Origin of the sequence: Bacteroides sedimenti, from assembly GCF_040365225.1 — a bacterium.
Classification (GTDB): domain Bacteria; phylum Bacteroidota; class Bacteroidia; order Bacteroidales; family Bacteroidaceae; genus Bacteroides; species Bacteroides sedimenti.
Genome location: NZ_AP028055.1, coordinates 2,625,736 through 2,650,583, shown reverse-complemented (window position 1 = coordinate 2,650,583; position 24,848 = coordinate 2,625,736). Strand labels below are relative to the sequence as shown.

Below are 24,848 nucleotides of genomic sequence, written 5' to 3'. Positions count from 1 at the left end.
ATGAATAATGAAACCCCAACAAATCAGTTGCAAATAGAATTGAGTGACGATGTGGCTCAAGGAATTTATGCAAATCTTGCTGTGATTACCCACTCTAGTTCTGAGTTTATTGTCGATTTTATTCGGGTAATGCCAGGGTTACCAAAAGCTGGTGTAAAGAGTCGTGTTATACTGACTCCGGAACATGCAAAAAGGTTGATGCGTGCTTTGGAGGATAACGTACGTAAATATGAAAATTCATTTGGACCGATTCGTCTGAATGAAGATAGTGCGGCACAACCTATATCCGGCCTTGCAGGTGATGCCTAGCTATAACAAAAAAACTTTGTGCTTCAGGTGATTGTGTTTTGGACGTTTAAAAGTCTATTTTTACCTGATAATGAGAAAAAACTTTGGATAATCAATTGGTTATTCAAATATAATTCGTATTTTTGCACCCCAAAATGTATTCAAACGAAATTAATATAACAATAATATAATAATTCAAAAACAATTAAAAATGCCTACAATTCAGCAATTAGTAAGAAAAGGAAGGGCCGTTTTGGTTGAAAAAAGTAAATCTCCTGCGCTAGACTCATGTCCTCAAAGACGTGGTGTTTGTGTGAGAGTTTATACTACAACCCCTAAAAAGCCTAACTCTGCAATGCGTAAAGTGGCTCGTGTGCGCCTGACAAACCAAAAGGAAGTAAACTCTTATATTCCGGGAGAAGGTCACAACTTGCAAGAACACTCAATCGTATTGGTGCGTGGTGGTCGTGTGAAAGACCTTCCGGGTGTGCGTTATCACATCGTTCGTGGTACACTTGATACCGCAGGTGTAGCAGGCCGTACTCAAAGACGTTCTAAGTATGGAGCTAAGCGTCCAAAACCAGGACAACCAGCTGCAGCAGCAAAAGGAAAGAAAAAGTAATTTCAATCGTTTGCCGAACTGATTAAAAACAAAATTATTAAATTCCGTTTTGATTTGTTGGAATAAGCTATAAAAGGTTGAGTAAATACCCCGGCGGGGATGTTGAAGACAATGGTGCAACCAAAAACAAAACATTATTTTTCAAACAAATGAGAAAAGCAAAACCAAAAAAACGGGTTATCCTTCCGGATCCTGTATTTAATGATCAAAAGGTTTCCAAATTTGTGAACCACTTGATGTATGATGGTAAGAAAAATACTTCATACGAAATCTTCTACGCTGCCTTGGAAATCGTAAAGGCAAAACTTCCAAACGAAGAAAAGACTTCTTTGGAAATCTGGAAAAAAGCATTAGATAATATCACTCCTCAGGTAGAGGTTAAATCTCGCCGCGTAGGTGGAGCTACATTCCAGGTTCCTACTGAAATTCGTCCTGATCGTAAAGAATCTGTTTCAATGAAAAATCTGATCCTGTACGCTCGTAAAAGAGGAGGAAAATCAATGGCAGATAAACTTGCTGCTGAAATCCTTGATGCATTCAACGAACAAGGTGGTGCATACAAACGTAAAGAAGATATGCACAGAATGGCTGAAGCTAACCGTGCATTTGCTCATTTCAGATTCTAATTCGTAAACAAGATGGCAAAACAAGATTTACATTTGACCCGTAATATCGGTATCATGGCTCACATTGATGCTGGTAAAACAACTACTTCTGAACGTATCCTTTTCTATACTGGTCTTACTCATAAGATTGGTGAAGTACACGAAGGTGCTGCAACAATGGACTGGATGGCTCAGGAGCAAGAACGTGGTATTACTATTACATCTGCTGCTACAACTACCAGATGGAAATGGAATGACAATACTTATAAGATTAACTTGATTGACACTCCGGGACACGTTGACTTCACTGCTGAGGTTGAACGTTCTCTTCGTATTTTGGACGGTGCGGTTGCTACTTACTGTGCAGTAGGTGGTGTTGAACCTCAGTCTGAAACAGTGTGGAGACAAGCTGATAAATATAATGTACCTCGTATCGGATACGTAAACAAAATGGACCGCTCTGGTGCTGACTTCTTCGAAGTTGTTCGTCAGATGAAAGATATTCTAGGAGCCAATCCTTGTCCTATCGTTGTTCCTATCGGTGCCGAAGAAACTTTCAAAGGCTTAGTCGATCTGATTAAGATGAAAGCTATCCTATGGCACGATGAAAGCATGGGTGCGGATTATCATGTTGAAGAAATTCCTGCAAACTTGATTGACGAATGCAACGAATGGAGAGAAAAGATGCTGGAATCAGTGGCTGAATACGATGAATCTTTGATGGAGAAATTCTTCGAAGATCCGTCTACAATCACTGAAGAAGAAGTGATCAACGCTCTTCGTAAAGCAACTGTTCAGATGGCTATCGTTCCAATGCTTTGTGGTTCATCATTCAAGAATAAAGGAGTTCAGACTCTTTTGGATTATGTATGTGCATTCTTGCCTTCTCCATTAGATACAGAAGCTGTTATCGGGACAAATCCTGATACAGGTCTTGAAGAGGACAGAAAACCATCAGAAGATGAAGTTACTTCTGCGTTAGCATTTAAGATTGCAACCGACCCTTATGTTGGACGTTTGACTTTCTTCCGTGTTTACTCAGGTAAGATTGAAGCGGGTTCTTATATTTATAACTCTCGTTCTGGAAAGAAAGAACGTGTTTCACGTTTGTTCCAGATGCACTCAAATAAGCAAAATCCTGTTGAAGTGATTGGTGCTGGTGATATTGGTGCTGGAGTTGGTTTCAAAGATATCCGTACTGGGGATACTCTTTGCGACGAATCAAAACCAATCGTTCTTGAATCAATGGACTTTCCGGATCCTGTAATTGCAATCGCAATTGAACCTAAAACTCAAAAAGACCTTGATAAGCTGTCTAACGGTTTGGCGAAATTGGCTGAAGAGGATCCAACATTCACTGTTAAAACTGACGAGCAAACAGGCCAGACAGTTATTGCAGGTATGGGTGAGCTCCACTTGGATATTATTGTTGACCGTCTGAAACGTGAGTTCAAAGTAGAATGTAACCAAGGACGCCCACAGGTATCATACAAAGAAGCTATCACTAAAACTGTTAATCTTCGTGAAGTTTACAAGAAACAGTCTGGTGGTCGTGGTAAATTTGCTGATATCATTGTTAATATCGGTCCTGCTGACGAAGACTTCGAAGGAACACTACAATTTATTGATGAAGTGAAGGGTGGTAACATTCCTAAGGAATTTATTCCAGCTGTACAAAAAGGTTTCACTTCTGCAATGAAGAATGGCGTACTTGCAGGATATCCGCTTGATACATTGAAAGTAACATTGGTTGATGGTTCATTCCACCCGGTTGACTCTGACCAGTTGTCTTTCGAAATCTGTGCTATCCAAGCTTACAAAAATGCTTGTGCTAAGGCAGGTCCGGCTCTTCTTGAACCAATCATGAGTCTTGAAGTTGTAACTCCGGAAGAAAACATGGGTGATGTTATCGGTGACTTGAACAAACGTCGTGGTCAGGTTGAAGGAATGGAATCAAGCCGCACTGGTGCAAGAATCGTTAAAGCTAAAGTTCCAATGTCTGAAATGTTTGGGTATGTAACTTCATTGCGTACTATCACTTCAGGTCGTGCAACTTCATCAATGACATTCTCTCATTACGAAAAAGTATCTTCTTCTATTGCGAAGGCTGTACTTGAAGAAGTAAAGGGACGTGTTGACTTAGTTTAAAATTATAGTTTAAATAAATATGAGCCAAAAAATTAGAATTAAATTGAAGTCTTACGATCACAACTTGGTTGACAAGTCAGCTGAGAAGATTGTAAGAACTGTGAAGACTACAGGTGCCATTGTAAGTGGCCCTATACCTCTTCCTACGCACAAGCGTATCTTTACAGTGAACCGCTCTACTTTCGTTAACAAAAAGTCCAGAGAACAGTTCCAGCTCTCATCATTCAAGAGATTAATCGACATCTATAGCTCTACTGCTAAGACTGTTGATGCTCTGATGAAATTGGAATTGCCAAGTGGAGTTGAAGTAGAAATTAAAGTTTGATAATTAAAAAAAAGTGAAATGCCAGGATTATTAGGAAAGAAAATCGGAATGACATCCGTTTTCAGTGCTGATGGTAAAAATGTACCATGCACTGTTATCGAAGCAGGTCCTTGTGTTGTTACTCAACTGAAAACAGTTGAAAAAGATGGCTACGAAGCAGTTCAAGTAGGTTTCCAAGACAAAAAAGAGAAACATACTACAAAACCTTTAAAAGGTCACTTCGCTAAAGCCAATGTAACACCAAAGAGACACTTGGCCGAGTTCAAAGAATTTGAAAATGAACTTAATCTGGGAGACACAATCTCGGTAGAACTGTTCAATGACGCAACTTTCGTTGATGTGATTGCAACTTCTAAGGGAAAAGGTTTCCAGGGTGTAGTTAAAAGACACGGATTTGGTGGTGTTGGACAGTCAACTCACGGTCAGCACAACCGTCTGCGTAAACCGGGTTCTATCGGTGCTTGTTCTTATCCAGCTAAAGTATTCAAAGGAATGCGAATGGGTGGACAAATGGGGGGTGACAGAGTTACCGTTCAAAATTTGCGAGTTTTAAAAGTTATTCCAGAACATAACCTTCTTTTAATTAAGGGTTCAATTCCGGGATGCAAAGGTTCAATCGTAATAATTGAGAAATAATGGAAGTTAACGTATATAACATTAAAGGTGAAGACACTGGAAGAAAGGTTACGTTAAATGAATCAATCTTCGGAATTGAGCCTAACGACCACGCTATCTATTTGGATGTAAAGCAATTTATGGCAAATCAGCGTCAGGGAACTCACAAATCTAAAGAAAGAAGTGAACTTTCAGGAAGTACTAGAAAGTTGAAAAAACAAAAAGGTACTGGTGGAGCTCGTTCAGGTGATATCAATTCTCCAGTATTCGTTGGAGGTGCAAGAGTTTTTGGTCCTAAACCAAGAGATTACTATTTTAAACTGAATAAAAAAGTTAAGTCATTAGCAAGAAAATCAGCTTTATCATACAAGGCTCAAGATAACGCTATTATCGTTGTTGAGGATTTCGCTTTTGAAGCACCTAAGACTAAGGATTTTGTAGCATTGATAAATAATCTTAAAGTTTCTGATAAAAAATTACTTTTGGTATTATCAGAACCAAATAAAAACGTATATTTGTCGGCTCGTAATGTTGAGAGAGCTAATGTATTAACTGTATCTGGATTAAATACTTACAATGTATTGAATTCGGGTGCATTAGTGCTTACTGAAAGTTCTCTTTCGGCTATCGACGATATCTTAATGAAAAAGGAGGCTTAAATAATGGGAATTATTATTAAACCGTTGGTTACAGAAAAAATGACTGCAGTATCTGAAAAGTTAAATCGTTTCGGATTTATTGTGCGTCCTGAAGCTAATAAACTGGAAATTAAGAAAGCAATCGAGGCTTTATATAATGTTACAGTTGTAGATGTAAATACAATTCGTTACTCCGGTAAAAATAAAAGCCGTTACACTAAGGCTGGCTTGATCAGTGGTAGAACAAATGCATATAAAAAAGCAGTTGTAACGTTGAAAGAAGGAGATACTATTGATTTTTATAGCAATATTTAATAAAAATGGCAGTACGTAAATTTAAGCCCACAACACCGGGGCAAAGACATAAAATTATTGGTACTTATGAGGAGATAACTGCATCAGTACCAGAAAAATCTCTTGTTTTTGGTAAGTTTTCTTCTGGTGGTCGTAACAACCAGGGTAAGATGACTATGCGCTATATTGGTGGCGGTCATAAAAAGAAATTCAGAGTTATCGATTTCAAGAGAAATAAAGACGGTGTTCCGGCAGTAGTTAAGACAATTGAATATGATCCGAATCGTTCGGCTCGTATTGCTTTATTGTTCTACGCTGATGGTGAAAAAAGATATATTATTGCTCCCAACGGATTACAAGTAGGTAACACTCTTATGTCAGGTGAAACTGCAGCGCCAGAGATTGGTAATGCACTTCCTCTACAGAATATTCCTGTGGGTACTGTAATTCACAACATTGAATTACGTCCGGGACAAGGCGCTGCTTTAGTTAGATCAGCAGGTAATTTTGCTCAGTTAACTTCTAGAGAAGGGAAGTATTGTGTTATTAAATTGCCTTCTGGAGAAGTAAGACAAATTCTCAGTACCTGCAAAGCTACAATTGGTAGCGTTGGTAATTCAGATCATGGATTGGAACGTTCTGGTAAAGCTGGTCGTTCTAGATGGCTAGGTCGTCGTCCACGCAACCGTGGTGTTGTTATGAACCCGGTTGATCACCCAATGGGTGGTGGTGAAGGACGCGCTTCCGGAGGTCACCCAAGATCTCGCAAGGGATTGTACGCTAAGGGCTTGAAAACAAGAGCACCAAAGAAACAATCTTCTAAGTATATTATAGAGAGAAGAAAAAAGTAATCTGATTAATTGAGTAAACTATGAGTCGTTCATTAAAAAAAGGTCCATACATTAATGTGAAGCTTGAAACAAAAGTACTTGCTATGAATGAGTCAGGCAAGAAAGTTGTTGTTAAGACTTGGGCCAGAGCTTCAATGATTTCGCCCGATTTTGTTGGGCATACTATTGCAGTTCACAACGGAAATAAATTTATTCCTGTTTACATTACCGAAAACATGGTTGGACATAAGTTGGGTGAATTTTCTCCAACTCGTACTTTCAGAGGTCATGCCGGTAACAAGAAACGTTAACAGGATTTTTAAATCTGAATAATAAAGTAAAAAAATAATGGGAGCAAGAAAAAAAATATCGGCTGATAAAAGAAAAGAAGCCCTTAAAACCATGTATTTTGCTAAATTGCAAAATGTTCCTACTTCACCGCGTAAGATGCGTCTCGTGGCTGACATGATCCGCGGTATGGAGGTGAATAGAGCACTTGGTGTTTTGAAGTTTTCTTCTAAAGAAGCTTCTGCCAGAGTGGAGAAATTATTGCGCTCTGCAATTGCTAACTGGGAACAGAAAAACGAACGTAAAGCTGAAAGCGGCGAATTATTTGTAACAAAGATTTTTGTTGATTGTGGTGCTACATTGAAAAGAATGAGACCAGCACCTCAGGGAAGAGGATACAGAATTCGTAAACGCTCAAATCATGTGACTTTGTTCGTTGATTCTAAGAGTATTAATGATGTTCAAAATTAAGCTAGATGGGACAAAAAGTTAATCCAATAAGCAACCGTTTAGGAATTATCAGAGGATGGGATTCCAACTGGTATGGTGGAAATAATTATGGTGATTCTTTGCTGGAAGATAGCAAAATTCGTAAATATCTTAATGCAAGACTAGCTAAAGCCAGTGTATCAAGAATTGTTATAGAGCGTACACTTAAACTTGTGACAATAACCGTTTGTACGGCACGTCCAGGTATTATTATCGGAAAAGGTGGTCAAGAAGTTGATAAGCTGAAAGAAGAGTTGAAGAAGATCACCGACAAAGATATTCAAATCAATATCTTTGAAGTAAAAAGACCGGAGTTAGATGCAGTGATCGTTGCAAATAACATCGCTCGCCAGGTAGAAGGCAAGATCGCCTATCGCCGTGCTATCAAAATGGCAATCGCAAATACAATGCGTATGGGAGCAGAAGGTATCAAAGTGCAAATTTCAGGGCGTTTAAATGGAGCTGAAATGGCTCGTTCTGAAATGTATAAAGAAGGAAGAACTCCGTTACATACATTTAGAGCTGATATCGACTACTGTCATGCAGAAGCACTGACAAAAGTTGGTTTGCTTGGTATAAAGGTTTGGATCTGCAGAGGTGAAATTTTTGGCAAAAAAGAACTTGCTCCTAATTTTACTCAAAGCAAAGAAGGAGGCCGTGGTAATGCTCCTGGTAATACCGGCGGAAAAAACTTCAAAAGAAAGAAAAATAATCGCTAAAACGAATTTGAATTTTAGGAAATTATGTTACAACCGAAAAAGACAAAATTCAGAAGACAACAAAAAGGTCGCATGAAGGGTAATGCCCAAAGAGGCAACCAGCTCGCCTTTGGTTCTTTTGGTATCAAAGCTTTGCAGAACAAATGGATTACTGGTAGACAAATTGAAGCTGCCCGTATTGCTGTTACAAGATATATGCAACGTCAAGGCCAGATTTGGATTAGAATTTTCCCAGACAAACCAATTACTAAGAAACCAGCAGAAGTGCGTATGGGTAAAGGTAAAGGTAGTCCGGAAGGTTTCGTGGCTCCAGTTACTCCTGGTAGAATTATGATTGAAGTAGAAGGTGTGTCTTATGAAATCGCAAAAGAAGCTTTGCGCTTAGCAGCTCAAAAGCTTCCGGTTACTACTAAGTTTATAGTAAGACGTGATTATGACACTCAAAATCAAAATGCATAATGTTTATGAAAATTGCAGAAATTAGAGAAATTAGTACCAAAGAATTGGTAGAAAGAATTGAGGCAGAAGTTGTCAACTATAATCAATTGGTGCTGAACCATTCTATCTCCCCTTTGGATAATCCTGCACAGATAAAACAATTACGCAGGATGGTTGCGCGTATGAAATCAGAATTACGCCAGAGAGAACTTAACAATAAATAATGGGTTTGATGGAAGCTAGAAATTTAAGAAAAGAAAGAACTGGGGTCGTTCTGAGCAACAAAATGGATAAAACTATTACTGTTGCTTCTAAGTTTAAAGAAAAACACCCCATTTATGGTAAGTTCGTTAGTAAAACGAAAAAATACCATGCTCATGATGAGAACAATGATTGTAACATTGGTGACACTGTTAGAATTAGTGAAACTCGTCCTTTGAGCAAGACGAAGAGATGGAGATTAGTTGAAATAATCGAAAGAGCTAAGTAATTATGATACAATCAGAATCCAGACTTACAGTTTGCGACAACAGTGGAGCTAAAGAGGTTTTGTGCATCCGTGTGTTGGGTGGTACAAAACGTCGTTATGCTTCTGTTGGGGATGTTATTGTAGTCTCAGTAAAAAGCGTTATCCCCGCAAGTGATGTTAAAAAAGGTGCAGTGCCCAAAGCTTTGATCGTTCGTACGAAAAAGGAAATCCGTCGTGCTGATGGTTCGTACATTCGTTTTGATGATAATGCTTGTGTTTTATTAAATAATGCAGGTGAAATTAGGGGAAGTCGAATCTTTGGTCCGGTTGCGAGAGAACTTCGTGCTACAAACATGAAGGTAGTTTCATTAGCACCAGAGGTACTTTAATTTTGTAAAAGATTTGAGTAATGAGTAAATTACATATTAAAAAAGGCGATACAGTTTTAGTCAATGCTGGTGAAGATAAAGGCAAAACTGGCCGTGTGTTGAAAGTCCTCGTTAAAAAAGGACGTGCAATCGTTGAAGGCATCAATCTGGTATCTAAAAGTACTAAACCAAATGCTAAGAACCCTCAAGGTGGTATTGTAAAGCAGGAAGCTTCTGTACATATCTCTAACTTAAACCTTGTTGATCCAAAATCGGGTAAAGCAACACGCGTTGGGAGAAAATTAAGTTCTGATGGAACTTTAGTTCGTTATTCTAAAAAATCAGGAGAGGAGATTAAGTAATGAGTAATACTGCTAGCCTTAAGAAAGAATATGCAGAGCGTATTGCGCCTGCATTGAAGGAACAATTTCAATATAGTTCATCTATGCAAGTTCCGGTCCTAAAGAAGATTGTTATCAATCAAGGTTTGGGATCTGCTGTTGCTGATAAAAAGATTATTGAAGTTGCTATTAACGAGATGACAACGATTACAGGTCAAAAAGCCGTTGCTACTATTTCTCGGAAGGATATTGCAAACTTTAAATTACGTAAAAAAATGCCTATCGGTGTGATGGTAACTTTACGTCGAGAAAGAATGTATGAATTCCTTGAAAAACTAGTTCGCGTTGCATTGCCTCGTATTCGTGACTTTAAAGGTATTGAAAGCAAGTTTGACGGTAAAGGTAACTATACGTTAGGAATTCAGGAACAAATCATTTTCCCTGAAATAAATATCGATAGTATTACTAAAATTCTCGGAATGAATATTACCTTTGTAACATCTGCACAATCAGATGAAGAAGGGTATGCTTTATTAAAAGAATTTGGTTTACCTTTTAAAAACGCTAAAAAAGACTAATATATTATGGCAAAAGAATCAATGAAAGCTCGCGAAGTTAAGCGAGCAAAACTTGTAGCCAAATATGCCGAAAAAAGAGCTCAGTTGAAGAAAGACGGTGATTACGACGCATTGCAGGCTCTGCCTAAAAATGCGTCACCTGTACGTTTGCACAATCGCTGCAAATTAACAGGTCGTCCAAAAGGGTATATTCGTCAGTTTGGAATTTCAAGAATTCAATTCCGCGAAATGGCTTCTAATGGCCTTATTCCTGGAGTTAAAAAAGCAAGCTGGTAATTATTTTTTTTAAATATTGTCAGGGAGTCCTGATTAATTTAATTTTATTATATGACTGATCCAATAGCAGATTATCTAACGAGGTTGAGAAATGCAATTAGTGCAAAGCACAGAGTTGTTGAAATTCCTGCCTCTAACCTTAAAAAGGAAATTACAAAAATCCTTTTTGAGAAAGGCTACATTCTTAACTATAAGTTTGTAGAAGATGGACCTCAAGGCACTATTAAGGTAGCCTTGAAGTATGATTCCGTTAACAAAGTAAACGCGATCAAGAAACTGGTAAGAATATCTTCTCCAGGTTTACGTAAGTATACCGGATACAAAGATATGCCACGTGTTATTAATGGTTTGGGTATTGCTATAATATCTACTTCCAAAGGTGTAATGACAAACAAAGAAGCTGCTGAATTAAAAATTGGCGGTGAAGTCTTGTGTTATGTATATTAATTTAGGAGGAATAAGCAATGTCTAGAATAGGAAAATTACCCATTAGTATCCCTGCAGGAGTAACTGTTACTCTGAAAGATGATGTGGTTACCGTAAAAGGACCAAAGGGAGAGTTAAGTCAGTATGTAAATCCACTAATCAGCGTGGAAGTTGCTGATGGCCAGATTGTGTTAACTCGTAATAGCGATGATAAGCAAGAAAGAGCATTTCATGGTCTTTATCGTTCTTTGATTAACAATATGGTTGTTGGTGTTTCTGAAGGTTATAAAAAAGAGCTTGAGTTAGTCGGTGTTGGATACCGTGCTTCTAACAATGGAAATATTATTGAGTTTTCATTAGGTTATACTCACAGTATTTTCTTGCAGTTGCCTTCTGAAGTTAAAGTAGAGACAAAATCTGAAAGAAATAAGAATCCTCTTGTTATTTTAGAATCTTGTGACAAACAGTTACTAGGTCAAGTTTGTTCAAAAATACGTTCTTTCCGTAAGCCAGAACCATATAAAGGTAAAGGTATTAAATTTGTTGGAGAAGAAATTCGCAGAAAATCGGGCAAATCAGCCGGTGCTAAGTAATTTACATAAATTTGTATAATCATGACAACAAAAATAGAAAGACGAATTAAAATCAAATACAGAGTACGTAATAAGATCTCTGGTACAGCAGATCGTCCACGTATGACTGTATTTAGAAGTAACAAACAAATCTATGTTCAATTAATTGATGATTTGTGTGGTAAGACTTTAGCTGCTGCCTCTTCACTTGGTTTGGAAGATAAAGTTGCTAAGAAGGAACAGGCTACTAAAGTAGGTGAATTGATCGCTAAAAAAGCTCAAGAAGCAGGAATTACGACTGTTGTATTCGACCGTAATGGTTACTTGTATCATGGGAGAGTAAAAGAAGTGGCTGATGCTGCTCGTAACGGTGGACTTAAATTTTAATTATTATGGCAGGAATAAGTAATAGATTCAAAATATCTAGCGATATAGAGCTTAAAGACAGATTGGTTGCTATTAACCGTGTTACAAAGGTAACAAAGGGGGGTAGAACATTCAGTTTTTCTGCTATAGTAGTTGTTGGAAATGAAGATGGTGTTATTGGTTGGGGACTTGGTAAAGCTGGTGAAGTAACTGCGGCAATTGCTAAAGGTGTTGAGTCTGCTAAGAAGAACCTGATCAAAGTGCCTGTATTCAAAGGAACCATTCCTCATGAACAGACTGCAAGATTTGGTGGAGCCGAAGTATTCATCAAACCAGCTACTCATGGTACAGGTGTTGTTGCCGGTGGTGCAATGCGTGCTGTTCTTGAAAGTGTTGGTATAACTGATGTTTTGGCAAAATCAAAGGGTTCTTCAAATCCTCATAACCTTGTAAAAGCAACAATTGTAGCTTTAAGTGAGTTGAGAGATGCAAGAATGGTTGCACAAAACAGAGGTATTAGTATGGACAAAGTATTTAGAGGATAAGGAGGATTTATATGTCAACTATAAAGATCAAACAAACTAAAAGTAGAATTGGTGCTCCTGCTGATCAGAAAAGAACGCTGGATGCATTAGGACTTCGTAAAATGAATCGTGTGGTTGAGCACGAAGAGACTCCTTCAATTCTTGGTATGGTAGAAAAAGTTAAGCACTTGGTTACCATTATTAAGTAAATTATTGTTGAATAATAAAATTAATTACGATATGAACTTAAGTAATTTGAAACCTGCAGTAGGGGCTACCAAAACAAGAAAAAGAGTCGGACGTGGCTCTGGATCAGGCTTAGGTGGAACTTCCACTAGAGGTCACAAAGGAGCAAAATCTAGATCTGGATACTCAAGAAAGATCGGATTTGAAGGTGGTCAGATGCCACTCCAACGTCGTGTTCCGAAGTTTGGTTTTAAGAATATAAACAGAGTAGAATATAAAGCTATAAATCTTGATACTTTGCAAAAGTTGGCTGAAGCCAAGAATTTAACAAAGATTGGAATCAATGACTTTATTGAAGCTGGCTTTATTTCTTCTAACCAGTTAGTGAAGATTTTGGGCAACGGTAGTTTAACCAACAAGATTGATGTTGAAGCAAATGCTTTCTCAAAATCTGCTGTTGCAGCTATCGAGTCTTTAGGTGGAAATGCTGTAAAACTCTGATTCAATGAGAAAAGCTATTGAAACATTAAAGAATATATGGAAGATTGAGGATCTGAGACAACGGATCCTCATCACTATATTATTTGTTGCGATTTACCGATTTGGTTCTTATGTGGTTTTACCAGGCATTAATCCTGGGATGTTAACTCAATTGCATAAACAAACTAGTGAAGGTCTTTTAGCCTTGTTGAATATGTTCTCAGGAGGAGCATTTTCTAATGCTTCTATATTTGCTTTGGGTATTATGCCTTATATTTCTGCTTCCATTGTTATTCAACTTTTAGCAATCGCAGTTCCTTATTTTCAGAAACTGCAACGTGAAGGAGAAAGTGGTAGAATAAAGATCAACCAATATACACGTTATCTGACTATAGCGATTTTATTGTTTCAGGCTCCTTCTTATTTAATGAACTTGAAAGCTCAGGCTGGCCCTTCTTTGAATCCTGCAATAAACTGGACCTTATTCATGGCTACTTCCACAATCATTTTGGCTGCCGGAAGTATGTTCATATTATGGCTTGGTGAAAGGATTACTGATAAAGGGATTGGCAATGGTGTTTCATTAATAATCATGGTTGGTATCATCGCACGTCTTCCAAAAGCTTTGTCTCAGGAAGTAGTTTCACGTACAACTGACACTGGTGCAGGTGGTCTTATTATGTTTTTATTTGAAATAGCATTCTTGCTAATTGTCATAGCTGGTGCCATCCTTTTGGTGCAGGGGACAAGAAAAGTTCCTGTGCAATATGCTAAGAGAATAGTTGGTAATAAACAGTATGGCGGCGCAAGACAGTATATTCCATTAAAAGTTAATGCTGCAAACGTAATGCCTATCATTTTTGCTCAGGCTATTATGTTTATCCCGGTAGCAATTATCGGTTATTCAAAAATAGAAGGCGCAAGCGGTGTCGCTCGTGCGTTAACAGATCATACTGGATTTTGGTATAATTTTATTTTTGCTGTGATGATTATTCTTTTCACATATTTCTATACAGCAATAACAATTAATCCAACCCAGATGGCTGAGGATATGAAAAGAAATAATGGTTTCATACCAGGAATTAAACCAGGTAAGAAAACTGCAGAGTATATTGACGAGATCATGTCTCGGATAACATTACCTGGTTCTTTGTTCCTCGCACTTGTTGCTATTATGCCTGCTTTTGCCGGTGTTTTTGGTGTTAAAGCTGAATTTGCTCAGTTCTTTGGTGGTACTTCATTATTAATTCTTGTGGGAGTTGTTCTTGATACTCTTCAACAAGTTGAGAGTCATCTTTTAATGAGACACTACGATGGATTACTGAAATCCGGGAGAATTAAAGGGCGTGCAGGTAGCGTTGCAGCTTATTAATTCATTTAATAATGATATTTCTTAAGACTGAAGAGGAGATTGAATTACTACGAGCAAGTAACTTGCTCGTAGCTAAAACATTGGGTGAGATTGCAAAATTAATCAAGCCCGGTGTAACCACTCTCGAACTAGATAGAGTGGCTGAAGAGTTTATAAGAGATCATGGAGCAATTCCTACTTTTAAAGGATTTCCAAATCAATATGGGGATCCGTTTCCTGCAACTCTTTGTACTTCTGTAAATGAACAGGTTGTACATGGAATACCAAATGATAAACCTTTGATGGAAGGTGATATTGTCTCAATAGACTGTGGCACTTTTATGAATGGTTTTTGTGGAGATTCTGCTTATACTTTTTGTGTAGGTGAGGTTGATCCTGAAGTGCGCAAGTTATTGAAAGTGACAAAAGAGTCTTTATATATCGGTATTCAAAATGCTGTAGCCGGAAAACGGCTAGGGGATATTGGTTATTCGATACAGCAATATTGCGAATCTAATTCGTTTGGTGTTGTAAGGGAGTTTGTAGGTCATGGAATTGGTAAAGATATGCATGAAGATCCTCAAGTCCCGAATTATGGCAAAAGAGGATACGGCACAATGCTTAAAAAAGGAATGTGTATTGCTATCGAACCAATGATCACTCTTGGAGGACGTGAAATTGTGATGGAACGTGATGGTTGGACTGTCCGGACAAGAGACAGAAAGGCTGCCTCTCATTTTGAACACACAATTGCAATCGGGCCTAAAGGTGCAGATATACTCTCTTCATTTGAATTTGTTGAACAAGTTTTAGGAGATAAAGCGATTTAATATGGCAAAACAATCTGCAATAGAACAAGATGGAGTAATCGTCGAAGCATTGTCAAATGCAATGTTTCGTGTAGAATTAGAAAATGGACATGAGATTACAGCCCATATCTCAGGAAAGATGAGAATGCATTACATTAAAATTTTACCTGGCGATAAAGTAAGAGTTGAAATGTCACCTTATGATTTATCAAAAGGAAGAATCGTTTTTAGATATAAATAATAAATAATAATATGAAAGTAAGAGCATCATTAAAAAAACGTACGCCGGAATGCAAAATCGTTAGACGTAATGGCTGTTTGTATGTTATTAACAAGAAAAATCCTAAGTATAAACAACGTCAAGGATAATTTATTATTTTTGCAAAAAAAATAATTTAGTATATGGCTATAAGAATAGTTGGTGTAGATTTACCTCAGAATAAGAGAGGTGAGATTGCGTTGACCTACGTATATGGTATAGGTCGTAGTAGTTCAGCAAAGATTTTAGATAAAGCAGGTGTTGACAGAGATCTTAAAGTTAAAGATTGGAATGATGATCAGGCTGCAAAAATTCGCGAAATCATTGGTGCTGAATTTAAAGTAGAAGGTGATCTTCGTTCAGAAGTGCAGCTTAACATTAAGCGATTAATGGATATTGGTTGTTACCGTGGTGTGCGTCACCGTATTGGTTTGCCGGTTAGAGGTCAAAGCACTAAGAACAATGCTCGTACACGTAAGGGTAGAAAGAAAACAGTTGCAAATAAGAAAAAAGCTACTAAATAATAATTGTTGATATGGCAAAAAAAACAGTCGCAGCTAAGAAAAGAAATGTAAAAGTGGATGCTAATGGACAATTACATGTTCATTCTTCATTCAACAACATTATTGTTTCTTTAGCAAATAGTGAAGGTCAGATTATCTCATGGTCTTCAGCAGGAAAGATGGGATTTAGAGGTTCTAAAAAGAACACTCCTTATGCAGCACAGATGGCTGCTCAGGATTGTGCAAAAATTGCATACGATCTTGGCTTGAGAAAAGTTAAAGCGTATGTTAAAGGACCAGGAAACGGTCGTGAATCTGCAATCAGAACTATTCATGGTGCCGGTATTGAAGTTACTGAAATTATAGACGTAACCCCACTTCCACACAATGGTTGTCGTCCTCCAAAAAGAAGGAGAGTCTAAATTTCTTTATTTTTAAATATGATACTTGATTTTGTTATTGGATTACATTTTCCTTTCTGTAATCGCGGCTGCAACAGATTAAGTTCATTAACAAACAATTAAATATTAAAAAAAATGGCTAGATATATTGGTCCTAAATCAAGAATTGCCCGTAAATTCGGTGAAGGAATCTTTGGTCCAGATAAAGTATTATCTAAAAAGAACTATCCTCCCGGTCAACACGGAAACTCTAGAAAAAGAAAAACTTCAGAATATGGTATTCAACTTCGCGAAAAACAAAAAGCGAAATATACTTATGGAGTTTTAGAAAAACAATTCCGTAACTTATTTGAAAAAGCTGAAAGTGCTAAAGGTATTACTGGTGAGATCTTGGTTCAACAATTGGAACTTCGTCTTGATAATATCGTTTTTCGTTTAGGTATCGGAAATACTCGTGCAGCAGCTCGTCAGTTGGTAAGCCACAGACACATCACTGTTGATGGGAAAGTTGTTAATATCCCTTCTTATTCTGTTAAACCAGGTCAGGTTATCGGTGTTCGTGAAAGATCTAAATCTATGGAAGTGATTGCAAATTCACTGGCAGGTTTCAATCACAGCAAATATCCTTGGTTAGAGTGGGAAGATACTTCTAAGGTTGGTAAATTGTTACATGTACCTGAAAGAGCTGACATCCCAGAAAACATTAAAGAGCAGTTGATTGTAGAGTTGTATTCTAAATAATAATAATTAATTTCATGGCTATATTAGCATTTCAAAAACCTGATAAAGTATTAATGTTAGAGGCAGACGCCAAATTCGGTAAATTCGAGTTCCGTCCGCTGGAACCTGGTTTTGGTATTACTGTGGGTAATGCTTTGCGCCGTATTCTTCTCTCTTCATTAGAAGGTTATGCAATCACCACCATTAAAATTGAGGGTGTTGAGCATGAATTTTCAACTGTTCCAGGGGTCAAGGAAGACGTAACTAACATTATTTTGAATCTGAAGCAAGTAAGATTCAAGCAAGTAGTTGAAGAGTTTGAAAGTGAGAAGGTCTCTATCTCTGTAGAAAATTCAGCAGAATTTAAAGCAGGTGATATTGGTAAGTATTTGACTGGATTTGAAGTGTTAAATCCTGAATTAGTTATTTGCCATTTAGATTCAAAAGCTACAATGCAAATTGATATTACAATCAACAAAGGTCGCGGATATATTCCTGCTGATGAAAATCGCGAATACTGCACTGATGTGAATGTAATTCCAATTGATTCAATTTATACACCTATCCGTAATGTTAAGTATTTTGTAGAGAATTTCCGCGTAGAGCAGAAAACTGACTACGAGAAACTAATACTTGAAATTACAACTGATGGTTCTATACACCCAAAAGATGCACTTAAAGAAGCTGCAAAAATCTTAATCTATCACTTTATGCTGTTCTCTGACGAAAAGATTACTCTTGAAAGTTCAGATGTTGATGGCAACGAAGAGTTTGATGAAGAAGTATTGCACATGCGTCAATTGTTGAAAACCAAGCTTGTTGACATGGACTTGTCTGTTCGTGCACTTAACTGCTTGAAGGCTGCTGATGTTGAAACATTAGGAGACCTTGTTCAGTTCAACAAAACCGATCTTCTTAAGTTCAGAAATTTTGGTAAGAAATCGCTTACGGAGCTTGATGATTTGCTCGAAAGTCTGAATCTGTCGTTTGGAACCGATATTTCTAAATATAAATTAGATAAAGATTAAAAAATGAGACACAATAAAAAATTCAATCATTTAGGTCGTACTGCTTCTCATAGAAGTGCTATGCTCTCTAACATGGCGTGTTCTTTGATTAAGCACAAAAGAATCACTACGACTGTTGCAAAGGCAAAAGCTTTGAAGAAATTCGTTGAGCCTTTGATTACTAAGTCTAAAGACGACACAACTAACTCTCGTCGTGTTGTATTTAGCAACTTGCAAGATAAGATCGCTGTAACAGAATTGTTCAAAGAAATCTCTGTGAAGATTGCTGATCGTCCGGGTGGTTATACTCGTATTATCAAAACTGGTCACCGTTTAGGAGATAACGCAGAAATGTGTTTCATCGAGTTGGTTGACTACAATGAAAATATGGCTAAAGAAAAGGTTGTTAAGAAAGCTACTCGTACTCGTCGTTCCAAGAAGACTGAAACAGCTCCTGCTGTTGAAGCTACAGTTGCTGAAGCTCCTGCTGCTGAAGAAGCAAAAGCTGAATAATATACACCAATATATTTCATATAGAGGGGATATCCAATGGATATTCCCTCTTTTTGTTTATACCGTATTACAAGATTTTTTAAAAGTTGCAACAGGCTTATCTTTTCATTCCCGGCTAAATCTTTACTTTCCTGTCTTTAAACTTGTTTGTTTCATATTATTATTTATCTTTGCAATAGTTGCCTTTGTGAAAGAGATGATGTATGATTTATTATGAATCTATTTAACCTATATTTACTATGAACAAAACTTCTGCTGAGAAACACCTGTTTGAATCTAACCATCAAGATGTTGTGAAGCGCACTAACATTGGTAGTCTGTTATTATCTTTTCTTTTTATAGTTGCTGGTATTGTGACATTTGTTTTTTCAAATCAGTTAGAAAAACTCTCAGGTGCAGTAACTTTGACAGCAATGGTGTTGGCTGCTTTTTTGTTTCTTTTAGGTATTTATTGGTTGGCCTGGAAATCAAAGACTCTGGTCTATGAGCCAACAGGGAGTAAAATTCTGAAGCGTTCCTTGTTTTTTGATATTCATGCAAAATACAAGCTCGAAAAGATGATGAAATCAGGTACTTTCTCCGAAGATATTGTTGCTGCTGGCGAAAAAGGCTCTGTTCGGTTAGATTACCTTGTTTCTGAAGATAATCAATTCATAGCAATGCAGCTATTTCAGTTCTCTACTTACAAATTTACGTCTGATATTCCAGTTGCTTATTTCCGTGGTGATAAAGCCGTTGAAGTAGCCGCTTATTTTAATAAATATAATTAAGTAGTTTTGAAATGGGGGTTAGGCGTCTATTACGGCTATCCCCATTTTTTTCATTAAAAAGCATGCGTTCATATTCTGTGCAACTCCTTCTTTAAGCTGATACGAGAAATTTAGTTCATTGTTATTTATCTCTGCTTCGAAGCAGTGGTTCTGGATATTCTCAGGGTATTGTTCGGCTAATGTGCCCAGCAGTAAATCGTGGGTTGCAATTATACCGTTTGTCTTTAGCGTCATAAATTGTTTAATCAAAGCCAGAGAACCTTTCTGTTTATCCAATGAGTTGGTGCCTTTCAGTATTTCATCCAGTATAATGAAAAGCTCTTCACCCTTTTCAAGCTTCTCAATAATTATTTTTAATCTTTTTAGTTCTGCAAAGAAATAGGATTCATTCTCAGTAAGTGAGTCGGTAGTCCGCAAACTTGTAATCAACCTCGATGGGTAGATTTCCATCTTTTTTCCGCAGACAGACGCTCCGATACAGCCTAGCAGGTAATTTACTCCGACTGTGCGTAGGTATGTACTCTTACCAGCCATATTTGCTCCTGTAATTACAACGAAATATGGTTGTTCTTCAATGTTGATGCTGTTTTTTACACATTTGTTACGGTCCATCAAGGGATGCCCCATTTCTGACGCTTTTAAGATAAATGGCTTTTCTTTGATAGCTGGAAATGTATATTCAGGATGATTGTAGGCAAATGTGGCCAAAGAAGAAAGCGCGTCTATTTCTCCTACGGCATTAAGCCAACTGGTTAATCGGGTAGCATGCTTCTCTTTCCACGATTCTATTTTGATGGTCTGGCGTAGTTCCCAGAAGAGGAATCCATTCAATAACATGGTTACCAAAATATTGTTGCGTTGATCAAGTGCATTCATCATTGTCGAAAGCCTTTTTACGGCTATAGATGCCGGTTCCTCTTTTACCCCCAGTCCATCTTGGATTTTTAGTAACAGTATGCTTTTGAAATTCTTCTGTTCAACCATCTCCATTAATCCTGCATAAGTAGCTAAAATGCCGAGCTTTTTTCCATATACTATCTGGAATTTAGTAACCCTGTTCGAGAATTTTAGACTTAAAATCAGAAATAAAACAAATGAAAATCCCAGCAAATTAAACGATGCTACATTTGTTAATGCCAGGAATATAACGAGCAAATTAACTACTGGTACAGCTAGTGTAAGTATTTTAACTCCCTTTTTGCCTTTAAAATAGTTTTCACCAGCTATCCAATCCTCAATTTCCTGACGGTCGGCAGCTTCACCCTTATATAATAGTCCTAGGATGCGGAAGCGTTGACGGAAGGATAGCTCAGGTGTAAGTTCCCGAATAGCTTTCTGTCTCTGCTCAATCGTCTCCTTATTATCCAGGTGATGATTGAACCAGGCTGCCAGTTGTTCTTTGCCAAATAAAGTAGAGGTACGGTTAATGTACTGAAATAAGGAGTTGTCTCCAAATACGTCAAGATCGTAGGAATATAGATGAGCTGGGTTTATGTACTCTTTTCCACCGTCGAAAGAAGAGATGTCATAGTCAAAGGCAGAAAGTTCCTGTTCATTAACCTCAATTTTCTTTTCTAGATATTCTTTCTTATAGAACAGACGATTATGGTGCTTCACTAGCGCCAGAAAAGGCAAGAAAGTAAAGGCTGCTATGCTGCACACAACAACTCCTCCTGCGTTGAAGAAATAGATAATTCCTGCCACTCCCGCGATAAAAAGCAGTACGCGGATTATGCTGATAAGATTTGTTCTCTTTTTTACCTCAACGTGTTTTTTACGAGTTTCCTCAATAATCTGCTTGTATCGATTGCTGATTTCAATGAGATTTTGCTCCATTACCTGTGTTTTACTTTGATTCAGAGCAAATGTATGGAATATATTTATCACGAGACCCTTTTATTTACTAGTTTTAACACCACGATTAAGCAATTTACTGCTTAATGATTTACTAAAAGACCTAGGGCTAAAATTAGTAAGTAGTAGAGTATAATTATTGAAGGTGTAGACCTAATTAATATTAAATCTACCTGTTTTGTTGAACATATAACCAACTATTGCCTTAATTATAAGGACGGAATTTATTAACTTGCGTTACGTTTTCTGTTTTTTGTATAATCAATATCCAGAAGGTATGAAAAAAGCATTTATATATACTGCATGTGTGCTTCTTCTTTCAGAATGCAGTTCGATGGACCGATTTTCTCAATCTATTATCGCTACTCAAACTGGAGCTGCAATTGGTAGTATAGCCGGCTCAATTATTGGAGAAAACATTGGAGGGTACAGAGGTTCTTACATGGGCTCTTTTATCGGTTCGGCAGCCGGAGCCTTGATAGGTGCAAGCATTGTGAACAGAGAGCAACCTCACAGCAGGCATCCCAATATCGATAAAACAGTTCCATCTCCTTATCTGATAATTCGTGATATTAGGCTTCAGGACGAAAACTGGAACAGAGTGGTAGAGACTGGTGAGGATTGCCGGCTTATATTTGAGATTTACAACGAGGGTGAAAATACTGCCTACGATGTAACTCCAATGCTTAAAGGAGGAAAAGGTACCCGGCATCTGATTTATTCGCCTCCGGCAGTGATAGATAAAATAAAGCCTGGTGAAAAGGTGCTCTACAAAGTAAATCTATCCGCCACACGTGGTCTAAAAAGTGGCGAGGCTGTATTTGAAATCTACCTGGATGAGCGAAATGGATTCGGTACACCCAGGGAAGAGTTCTCAATTAGGACTGAAGGGAGATAAGAATATATAGAGCTACCTATTTAACATTAAACCGAATTATAAATTTGCTTCCTTTTCCTACTTCACTTTCAACAGTAATTGTACCATTCTGAGCTTCAATAAAATCCTTTGAAATTGAAAGTCCCAGTCCGCTGCCTTGTACTTTAGTTCCAGGTACGCGGAAATATCTGTCGAAAATGCTTTGGTGGTACCTCGGATCAATTCCTTTGCCAAAGTCTTGCACATACATTTCTACAACATCTCCGTCTTGACGGGCACCGATAATGATCCTTGAATTTTCTTTCGAATAATGAATTGCGTTGCTTAACAAGTTGGTAAGAACCCAAGCTATCTTTTCACTATCAACAAACAGTTTCGATATCTTTTCAGGATATTCAACCTCAATTTGGCATCCAAATCTCTCAGCCAACATGCGGGTTGCTTTTATTGCATACTCTATTAATTCGATTGGTTTAGTAATCTTAGGAATCAGTTGCAGTTTACCAGCTTCTACCTGTGTCAGTTTCAGCAATTCGCCCGTTATATTCAATAAACGTTCACTGTTTTCTTTTATGTTTTGCGAAAGTGACTCCTGTTCATGATTCAGGGCTCCAATCCGTTTGTCTTCTAATAGCTGTAAGCTCATCATGATGGCTGAAATCGGAGTCTTTAGTTCATGAGAAATGGTAGAGAGGAAGGTAGTTTTTGCCGAATCCCGTTCCTCAAACTCGGTGATATTCTTCAGAAGAATTACGTATCCAATGCTGTGTGGTTCCTTTTCTCCGGTTTCAACAATCTTTATAGGGATGTAATTGGCCTGAAAATAACTCTCTTTATTATCTGCATAAATTTTCAGAGGCTCGTATTTTTCTCCGGGATTTACCAGCTCTCTTATTAAACGTCGGAGAAGATCGTTTTTGAGTGCTATTTCAGGAGCTGATTTTCGAATTACATTCTCCCTTTTCAGATTTAGTATATTCAGCGCTTCATCATTGATAAAAAGAATCTCTTTCTCATTGTCTAACCCGATAATCGGTTCTGTGATACTATTTACAATAGCCTCAATGTATTTTTTGTTGGCAATGATGTCGGAAAGAGCACTTTCTTTGTATTCATTTAATCGCTCTGCCATTTTATTGAAAGAAGCAGATACTTCGCCAAATTCGCTTGTTGGTTCAAAATTAAGCCGTTTGTCATAGTTGTGATTGGCAATTTCTGTGATTCCGCTGATTAGTTCCCTTATCGGTTTCAAAATAGTGTACGGAAAGCGGAATAAGATAGCTAATGCCAGAATAATGCATCCGGCAAAAGTCAGCGAAATCCACAATAAGGCGTTATTTGCCGTCTGCCTGGCAACTTCACTTTTATGATAGATAGAAGCCATATTCAGACTCATAATAGAGTAGATGTCACTTCTAATTTGTGGCAGTGTTTTCTTATCTTTTTTACTTAAATACTTTTCGAAATTGAATGTCAACCTATCCGTGTATTCTTTTTCATTAACCTCGGTTACATTCTTTTGTTGTTTATGTAAGTTCAGCAGAAATATTTTCTGCGCCTCCCTATTGCTCTCCACATTATCAAGAACAGACAACATGTTTCTGCAATAATCCAGTGAATAGTTGTTGTTCGTATAAATTTTACGGGTTTCATTATCCAGTTTATTTATATAGTTCAGCGAGAGCATCCCCAGGAGAACGATTATGGCAACAAGAACTCCGATGCCGTAGGTGAGTTTAGTTTTTATCCTCATAACATTGATTTTTTAATCAGGCTAAGATAATCAGGTCGATGTTAGCCCTTGAAAGTGAATCGATGAATTTCTTATATTTAGTTACTGAAAAAAATACCCTGGGAATTTTAAATGAAGGGCTTCCCATGCAGACGGTGGTAATTTGCCGTTCTTTGCATACCCGGATAATGGTATCGATAATATTTGCCGATTGTTCTTGCATTATTTCACCACCCAGTTCTGTTGCAAGCTTGAAATGATTGAGCAGATGTCTTTGGTTGGCCAGAGGAATACGGTCGCTTGATTCTCGTGGAGTCTGTACATACAGTACAATAAACTTTGTATTATAATGTGTAGCCAGACGGGCTGTTTTGCGTATTATTTTTCTTGGGGTTTTTTCATTTGCACTGATGCATGCTAGGAATCTTTCGTGACGAATGCGTGATGTCTCTTGGATAAACTCATTTTCCACCTGCTTTTCTACCCGTAATGCCACCTCTTTTAGAGCAAGCTCACGTAATTGAAGTATATTTTCCGTTTTAAAAAAGTTGCTTAGTGCAATCTGGATTTTATCAGGATGATATATTTTTCCTGCTTTCAGACGATTTACCAATTCTTCTGCCGTTAGGTCGATGTTTACAACTTCGTCGGCCTGTTCCAATAGACTGTCAGGTATTCTTTCTTTCACCTCAATGCCCGAAATATCTTTTATTTCTTCGTTCAGGCTTTCTATATGCTGTATGTTTACCGCACTAATTACGTTAATGCCTGCATCCAGAAGCGTAATAACATCCTGCCATCTCTTTTCGTTTGTACTTCCTTCCACATTTGTGTGTGCCAATTCGTCCACAATCACAATCTCCGGATGGATAAGCAAGATGTTCTGCAAATCCATTTCTTCGATTTCTTTTCCTTTATAAAATACCTTTTTTCTTGGAATAACAGGCAAACCTTTTATCAGCACTTCGGTTTCAGCTCTTCCATGAGATTCTATATATCCAATCTGCACATCCACACCACTTTTAAGAAGATCGTGAGCTTCCAGCAACATGCGATAAGATTTCCCTACACCGGCTATCATACCGATGTATATTTTAAATTTCCCTCTTCTCGATTTTTTAATCAAATCAAGGAAATGTTGTACATTGTTCTCGTCGTTCATGACTA

General features: G+C 37.6%; 39 protein-coding genes. 36 read left to right on the top strand and 3 right to left on the bottom strand.

The window, feature by feature from the left end; translation table 11 throughout:
- The 35 genes from ABWU87_RS10560 to ABWU87_RS10390 all read left to right on the top strand — a co-directional run bounded on the left by ABWU87_RS10560 (position 1) and on the right by ABWU87_RS10390 (position 19,218).
- Complete coding sequence (locus ABWU87_RS10560) at positions 1-309, top strand: DUF3467 domain-containing protein (RefSeq protein WP_353330536.1); 309 nt, start codon at positions 1-3, stop codon at positions 307-309.
- 190 nt (positions 310-499) lie between these two features.
- Entirely contained in the window at positions 500-910 is a 411-nt protein-coding gene (gene rpsL, locus ABWU87_RS10555) for a 30S ribosomal protein S12 (RefSeq protein WP_353330534.1), read from the top strand.
- A gap of 149 nt (positions 911-1,059) precedes the next feature.
- Positions 1,060-1,536: a 30S ribosomal protein S7 gene (rpsG, locus tag ABWU87_RS10550; protein ID WP_353330532.1), complete on the top strand. Its 477-nt coding sequence runs from the start codon at positions 1,060-1,062 to the stop codon at positions 1,534-1,536.
- A 12-nt stretch (positions 1,537-1,548) separates the two neighbouring features.
- Entirely contained in the window at positions 1,549-3,663 is a 2,115-nt protein-coding gene (fusA, locus tag ABWU87_RS10545) for an elongation factor G (RefSeq protein WP_353330530.1), read from the top strand.
- Between the two features lie 19 nt (positions 3,664-3,682).
- A complete protein-coding gene (gene rpsJ / locus ABWU87_RS10540; RefSeq protein WP_073402422.1) occupies positions 3,683-3,988 on the top strand; it encodes a 30S ribosomal protein S10 in 306 nt (101 codons plus the stop codon).
- A gap of 18 nt (positions 3,989-4,006) precedes the next feature.
- Complete coding sequence (gene rplC, locus ABWU87_RS10535; protein WP_353330528.1) at positions 4,007-4,624, top strand: 50S ribosomal protein L3; 618 nt, start codon at positions 4,007-4,009, stop codon at positions 4,622-4,624.
- Positions 4,624-5,262 (top strand): 50S ribosomal protein L4, encoded by a 639-nt coding sequence (rplD, locus tag ABWU87_RS10530; protein WP_353330526.1) that lies wholly within the window; start codon positions 4,624-4,626, stop codon positions 5,260-5,262. Before rplC ends, rplD begins: the two co-directional genes overlap by 1 nt.
- Positions 5,263-5,265: 3 nt before the next feature.
- Positions 5,266-5,556, top strand: coding sequence for a 50S ribosomal protein L23 (gene rplW / locus ABWU87_RS10525; protein WP_353330524.1), 291 nt, complete (start codon positions 5,266-5,268; stop codon positions 5,554-5,556).
- A 5-nt stretch (positions 5,557-5,561) separates the two neighbouring features.
- Positions 5,562-6,386, top strand: a complete 825-nt coding sequence (rplB, locus tag ABWU87_RS10520) for a 50S ribosomal protein L2 (RefSeq protein ID WP_353330522.1) — start codon at positions 5,562-5,564, stop codon at positions 6,384-6,386.
- Between the two features lie 20 nt (positions 6,387-6,406).
- Positions 6,407-6,676, top strand: coding sequence for a 30S ribosomal protein S19 (rpsS, locus tag ABWU87_RS10515; RefSeq protein WP_353330520.1), 270 nt, complete (start codon positions 6,407-6,409; stop codon positions 6,674-6,676).
- Between the two features lie 37 nt (positions 6,677-6,713).
- Positions 6,714-7,124: a 50S ribosomal protein L22 gene (gene rplV, locus ABWU87_RS10510; protein WP_353330518.1), complete on the top strand. Its 411-nt coding sequence runs from the start codon at positions 6,714-6,716 to the stop codon at positions 7,122-7,124.
- A gap of 5 nt (positions 7,125-7,129) precedes the next feature.
- Positions 7,130-7,861: a 30S ribosomal protein S3 gene (gene rpsC, locus ABWU87_RS10505; protein WP_353330516.1), complete on the top strand. Its 732-nt coding sequence runs from the start codon at positions 7,130-7,132 to the stop codon at positions 7,859-7,861.
- Positions 7,862-7,885: 24 nt separating this feature from the next.
- Complete coding sequence (gene rplP, locus ABWU87_RS10500; protein ID WP_073402438.1) at positions 7,886-8,320, top strand: 50S ribosomal protein L16; 435 nt, start codon at positions 7,886-7,888, stop codon at positions 8,318-8,320.
- Positions 8,321-8,325: 5 nt separating this feature from the next.
- Positions 8,326-8,523 carry a 50S ribosomal protein L29 gene (rpmC, locus tag ABWU87_RS10495; protein WP_353330513.1) on the top strand — a complete coding sequence of 66 codons (198 nt, stop codon included), beginning with the start codon at positions 8,326-8,328 and terminating at the stop codon, positions 8,521-8,523.
- Between the two features lie 8 nt (positions 8,524-8,531).
- A complete protein-coding gene (rpsQ, locus tag ABWU87_RS10490) occupies positions 8,532-8,789 on the top strand; it encodes a 30S ribosomal protein S17 (RefSeq protein WP_353330511.1) in 258 nt (85 codons plus the stop codon).
- A 2-nt stretch (positions 8,790-8,791) separates the two neighbouring features.
- The gene (gene rplN / locus ABWU87_RS10485) at positions 8,792-9,157 is read left to right on the top strand and encodes a 50S ribosomal protein L14 (protein WP_353330509.1); all 366 of its coding nucleotides are present in this window, start codon (positions 8,792-8,794) and stop codon (positions 9,155-9,157) included.
- A 20-nt stretch (positions 9,158-9,177) separates the two neighbouring features.
- Positions 9,178-9,498: a 50S ribosomal protein L24 gene (gene rplX / locus ABWU87_RS10480; protein ID WP_353330507.1), complete on the top strand. Its 321-nt coding sequence runs from the start codon at positions 9,178-9,180 to the stop codon at positions 9,496-9,498.
- On the top strand, positions 9,498-10,055 hold the full coding sequence (rplE, locus tag ABWU87_RS10475) for a 50S ribosomal protein L5 (RefSeq protein ID WP_353330505.1): 558 nt from the start codon (positions 9,498-9,500) through the stop codon (positions 10,053-10,055). Before rplX ends, rplE begins: the two co-directional genes overlap by 1 nt.
- Before the next feature lie 6 nt (positions 10,056-10,061).
- The gene (gene rpsN / locus ABWU87_RS10470) at positions 10,062-10,331 is read left to right on the top strand and encodes a 30S ribosomal protein S14 (protein ID WP_073402447.1); all 270 of its coding nucleotides are present in this window, start codon (positions 10,062-10,064) and stop codon (positions 10,329-10,331) included.
- Between the two features lie 51 nt (positions 10,332-10,382).
- Entirely contained in the window at positions 10,383-10,778 is a 396-nt protein-coding gene (rpsH, locus tag ABWU87_RS10465; protein WP_353330502.1) for a 30S ribosomal protein S8, read from the top strand.
- Positions 10,779-10,795: 17 nt separating this feature from the next.
- Positions 10,796-11,350, top strand: a complete 555-nt coding sequence (rplF, locus tag ABWU87_RS10460; protein WP_353330500.1) for a 50S ribosomal protein L6 — start codon at positions 10,796-10,798, stop codon at positions 11,348-11,350.
- A gap of 21 nt (positions 11,351-11,371) precedes the next feature.
- Positions 11,372-11,716 (top strand): 50S ribosomal protein L18, encoded by a 345-nt coding sequence (rplR, locus tag ABWU87_RS10455; protein WP_353330498.1) that lies wholly within the window; start codon positions 11,372-11,374, stop codon positions 11,714-11,716.
- A 5-nt stretch (positions 11,717-11,721) separates the two neighbouring features.
- Positions 11,722-12,240 (top strand): 30S ribosomal protein S5, encoded by a 519-nt coding sequence (gene rpsE / locus ABWU87_RS10450; protein ID WP_353330496.1) that lies wholly within the window; start codon positions 11,722-11,724, stop codon positions 12,238-12,240.
- Between the two features lie 11 nt (positions 12,241-12,251).
- Positions 12,252-12,428: a 50S ribosomal protein L30 gene (gene rpmD / locus ABWU87_RS10445; protein WP_353330494.1), complete on the top strand. Its 177-nt coding sequence runs from the start codon at positions 12,252-12,254 to the stop codon at positions 12,426-12,428.
- A gap of 31 nt (positions 12,429-12,459) precedes the next feature.
- Positions 12,460-12,906 carry a 50S ribosomal protein L15 gene (gene rplO / locus ABWU87_RS10440; protein ID WP_353330492.1) on the top strand — a complete coding sequence of 149 codons (447 nt, stop codon included), beginning with the start codon at positions 12,460-12,462 and terminating at the stop codon, positions 12,904-12,906.
- Between the two features lie 4 nt (positions 12,907-12,910).
- On the top strand, positions 12,911-14,257 hold the full coding sequence (gene secY, locus ABWU87_RS10435) for a preprotein translocase subunit SecY (protein ID WP_353330490.1): 1,347 nt from the start codon (positions 12,911-12,913) through the stop codon (positions 14,255-14,257).
- A gap of 11 nt (positions 14,258-14,268) precedes the next feature.
- The gene (map, locus tag ABWU87_RS10430) at positions 14,269-15,066 is read left to right on the top strand and encodes a type I methionyl aminopeptidase (RefSeq protein WP_353330488.1); all 798 of its coding nucleotides are present in this window, start codon (positions 14,269-14,271) and stop codon (positions 15,064-15,066) included.
- 1 nt (position 15,067) lies between these two features.
- A complete protein-coding gene (gene infA / locus ABWU87_RS10425) occupies positions 15,068-15,286 on the top strand; it encodes a translation initiation factor IF-1 (RefSeq protein ID WP_002558052.1) in 219 nt (72 codons plus the stop codon).
- 11 nt (positions 15,287-15,297) lie between these two features.
- Complete coding sequence (gene rpmJ / locus ABWU87_RS10420) at positions 15,298-15,414, top strand: 50S ribosomal protein L36 (RefSeq protein ID WP_073402467.1); 117 nt, start codon at positions 15,298-15,300, stop codon at positions 15,412-15,414.
- 33 nt (positions 15,415-15,447) lie between these two features.
- Positions 15,448-15,828 carry a 30S ribosomal protein S13 gene (gene rpsM / locus ABWU87_RS10415; protein ID WP_353330485.1) on the top strand — a complete coding sequence of 127 codons (381 nt, stop codon included), beginning with the start codon at positions 15,448-15,450 and terminating at the stop codon, positions 15,826-15,828.
- Between the two features lie 11 nt (positions 15,829-15,839).
- Positions 15,840-16,229 carry a 30S ribosomal protein S11 gene (gene rpsK / locus ABWU87_RS10410; RefSeq protein WP_002558049.1) on the top strand — a complete coding sequence of 130 codons (390 nt, stop codon included), beginning with the start codon at positions 15,840-15,842 and terminating at the stop codon, positions 16,227-16,229.
- 114 nt (positions 16,230-16,343) lie between these two features.
- Positions 16,344-16,949, top strand: coding sequence for a 30S ribosomal protein S4 (gene rpsD, locus ABWU87_RS10405; protein ID WP_353330482.1), 606 nt, complete (start codon positions 16,344-16,346; stop codon positions 16,947-16,949).
- 14 nt (positions 16,950-16,963) lie between these two features.
- The gene (locus ABWU87_RS10400; RefSeq protein ID WP_353330480.1) at positions 16,964-17,956 is read left to right on the top strand and encodes a DNA-directed RNA polymerase subunit alpha; all 993 of its coding nucleotides are present in this window, start codon (positions 16,964-16,966) and stop codon (positions 17,954-17,956) included.
- Between the two features lie 3 nt (positions 17,957-17,959).
- Positions 17,960-18,448, top strand: coding sequence for a 50S ribosomal protein L17 (gene rplQ / locus ABWU87_RS10395; protein WP_353330479.1), 489 nt, complete (start codon positions 17,960-17,962; stop codon positions 18,446-18,448).
- 239 nt (positions 18,449-18,687) lie between these two features.
- Entirely contained in the window at positions 18,688-19,218 is a 531-nt protein-coding gene (locus tag ABWU87_RS10390; RefSeq protein WP_353330478.1) for a hypothetical protein, read from the top strand.
- Positions 19,219-19,236: 18 nt separating this feature from the next.
- Here ABWU87_RS10390 and ABWU87_RS10385 read toward each other — a convergent pair whose 3' ends face one another.
- Positions 19,237-21,054 carry a MutS family DNA mismatch repair protein gene (locus ABWU87_RS10385; RefSeq protein ID WP_353334456.1) on the bottom strand — a complete coding sequence of 606 codons (1,818 nt, stop codon included), beginning with the start codon at positions 21,052-21,054 and terminating at the stop codon, positions 19,237-19,239.
- A 295-nt stretch (positions 21,055-21,349) separates the two neighbouring features.
- On the opposite strand from ABWU87_RS10385, the gene ABWU87_RS10380 reads away from it, so the two are divergent.
- Positions 21,350-21,970, top strand: a complete 621-nt coding sequence (locus ABWU87_RS10380; protein ID WP_353330476.1) for a glycine zipper domain-containing protein — start codon at positions 21,350-21,352, stop codon at positions 21,968-21,970.
- A gap of 16 nt (positions 21,971-21,986) precedes the next feature.
- Here ABWU87_RS10380 and ABWU87_RS10375 read toward each other — a convergent pair whose 3' ends face one another.
- Positions 21,987-23,702 (bottom strand): ATP-binding protein, encoded by a 1,716-nt coding sequence (locus ABWU87_RS10375; protein ID WP_353330474.1) that lies wholly within the window; start codon positions 23,700-23,702, stop codon positions 21,987-21,989.
- Positions 23,703-23,718: 16 nt separating this feature from the next.
- Positions 23,719-24,843 (bottom strand): sensor protein KdpD, encoded by a 1,125-nt coding sequence (locus ABWU87_RS10370; protein WP_353330472.1) that lies wholly within the window; start codon positions 24,841-24,843, stop codon positions 23,719-23,721.
- Positions 24,844-24,848 lie beyond the last annotated feature (5 nt).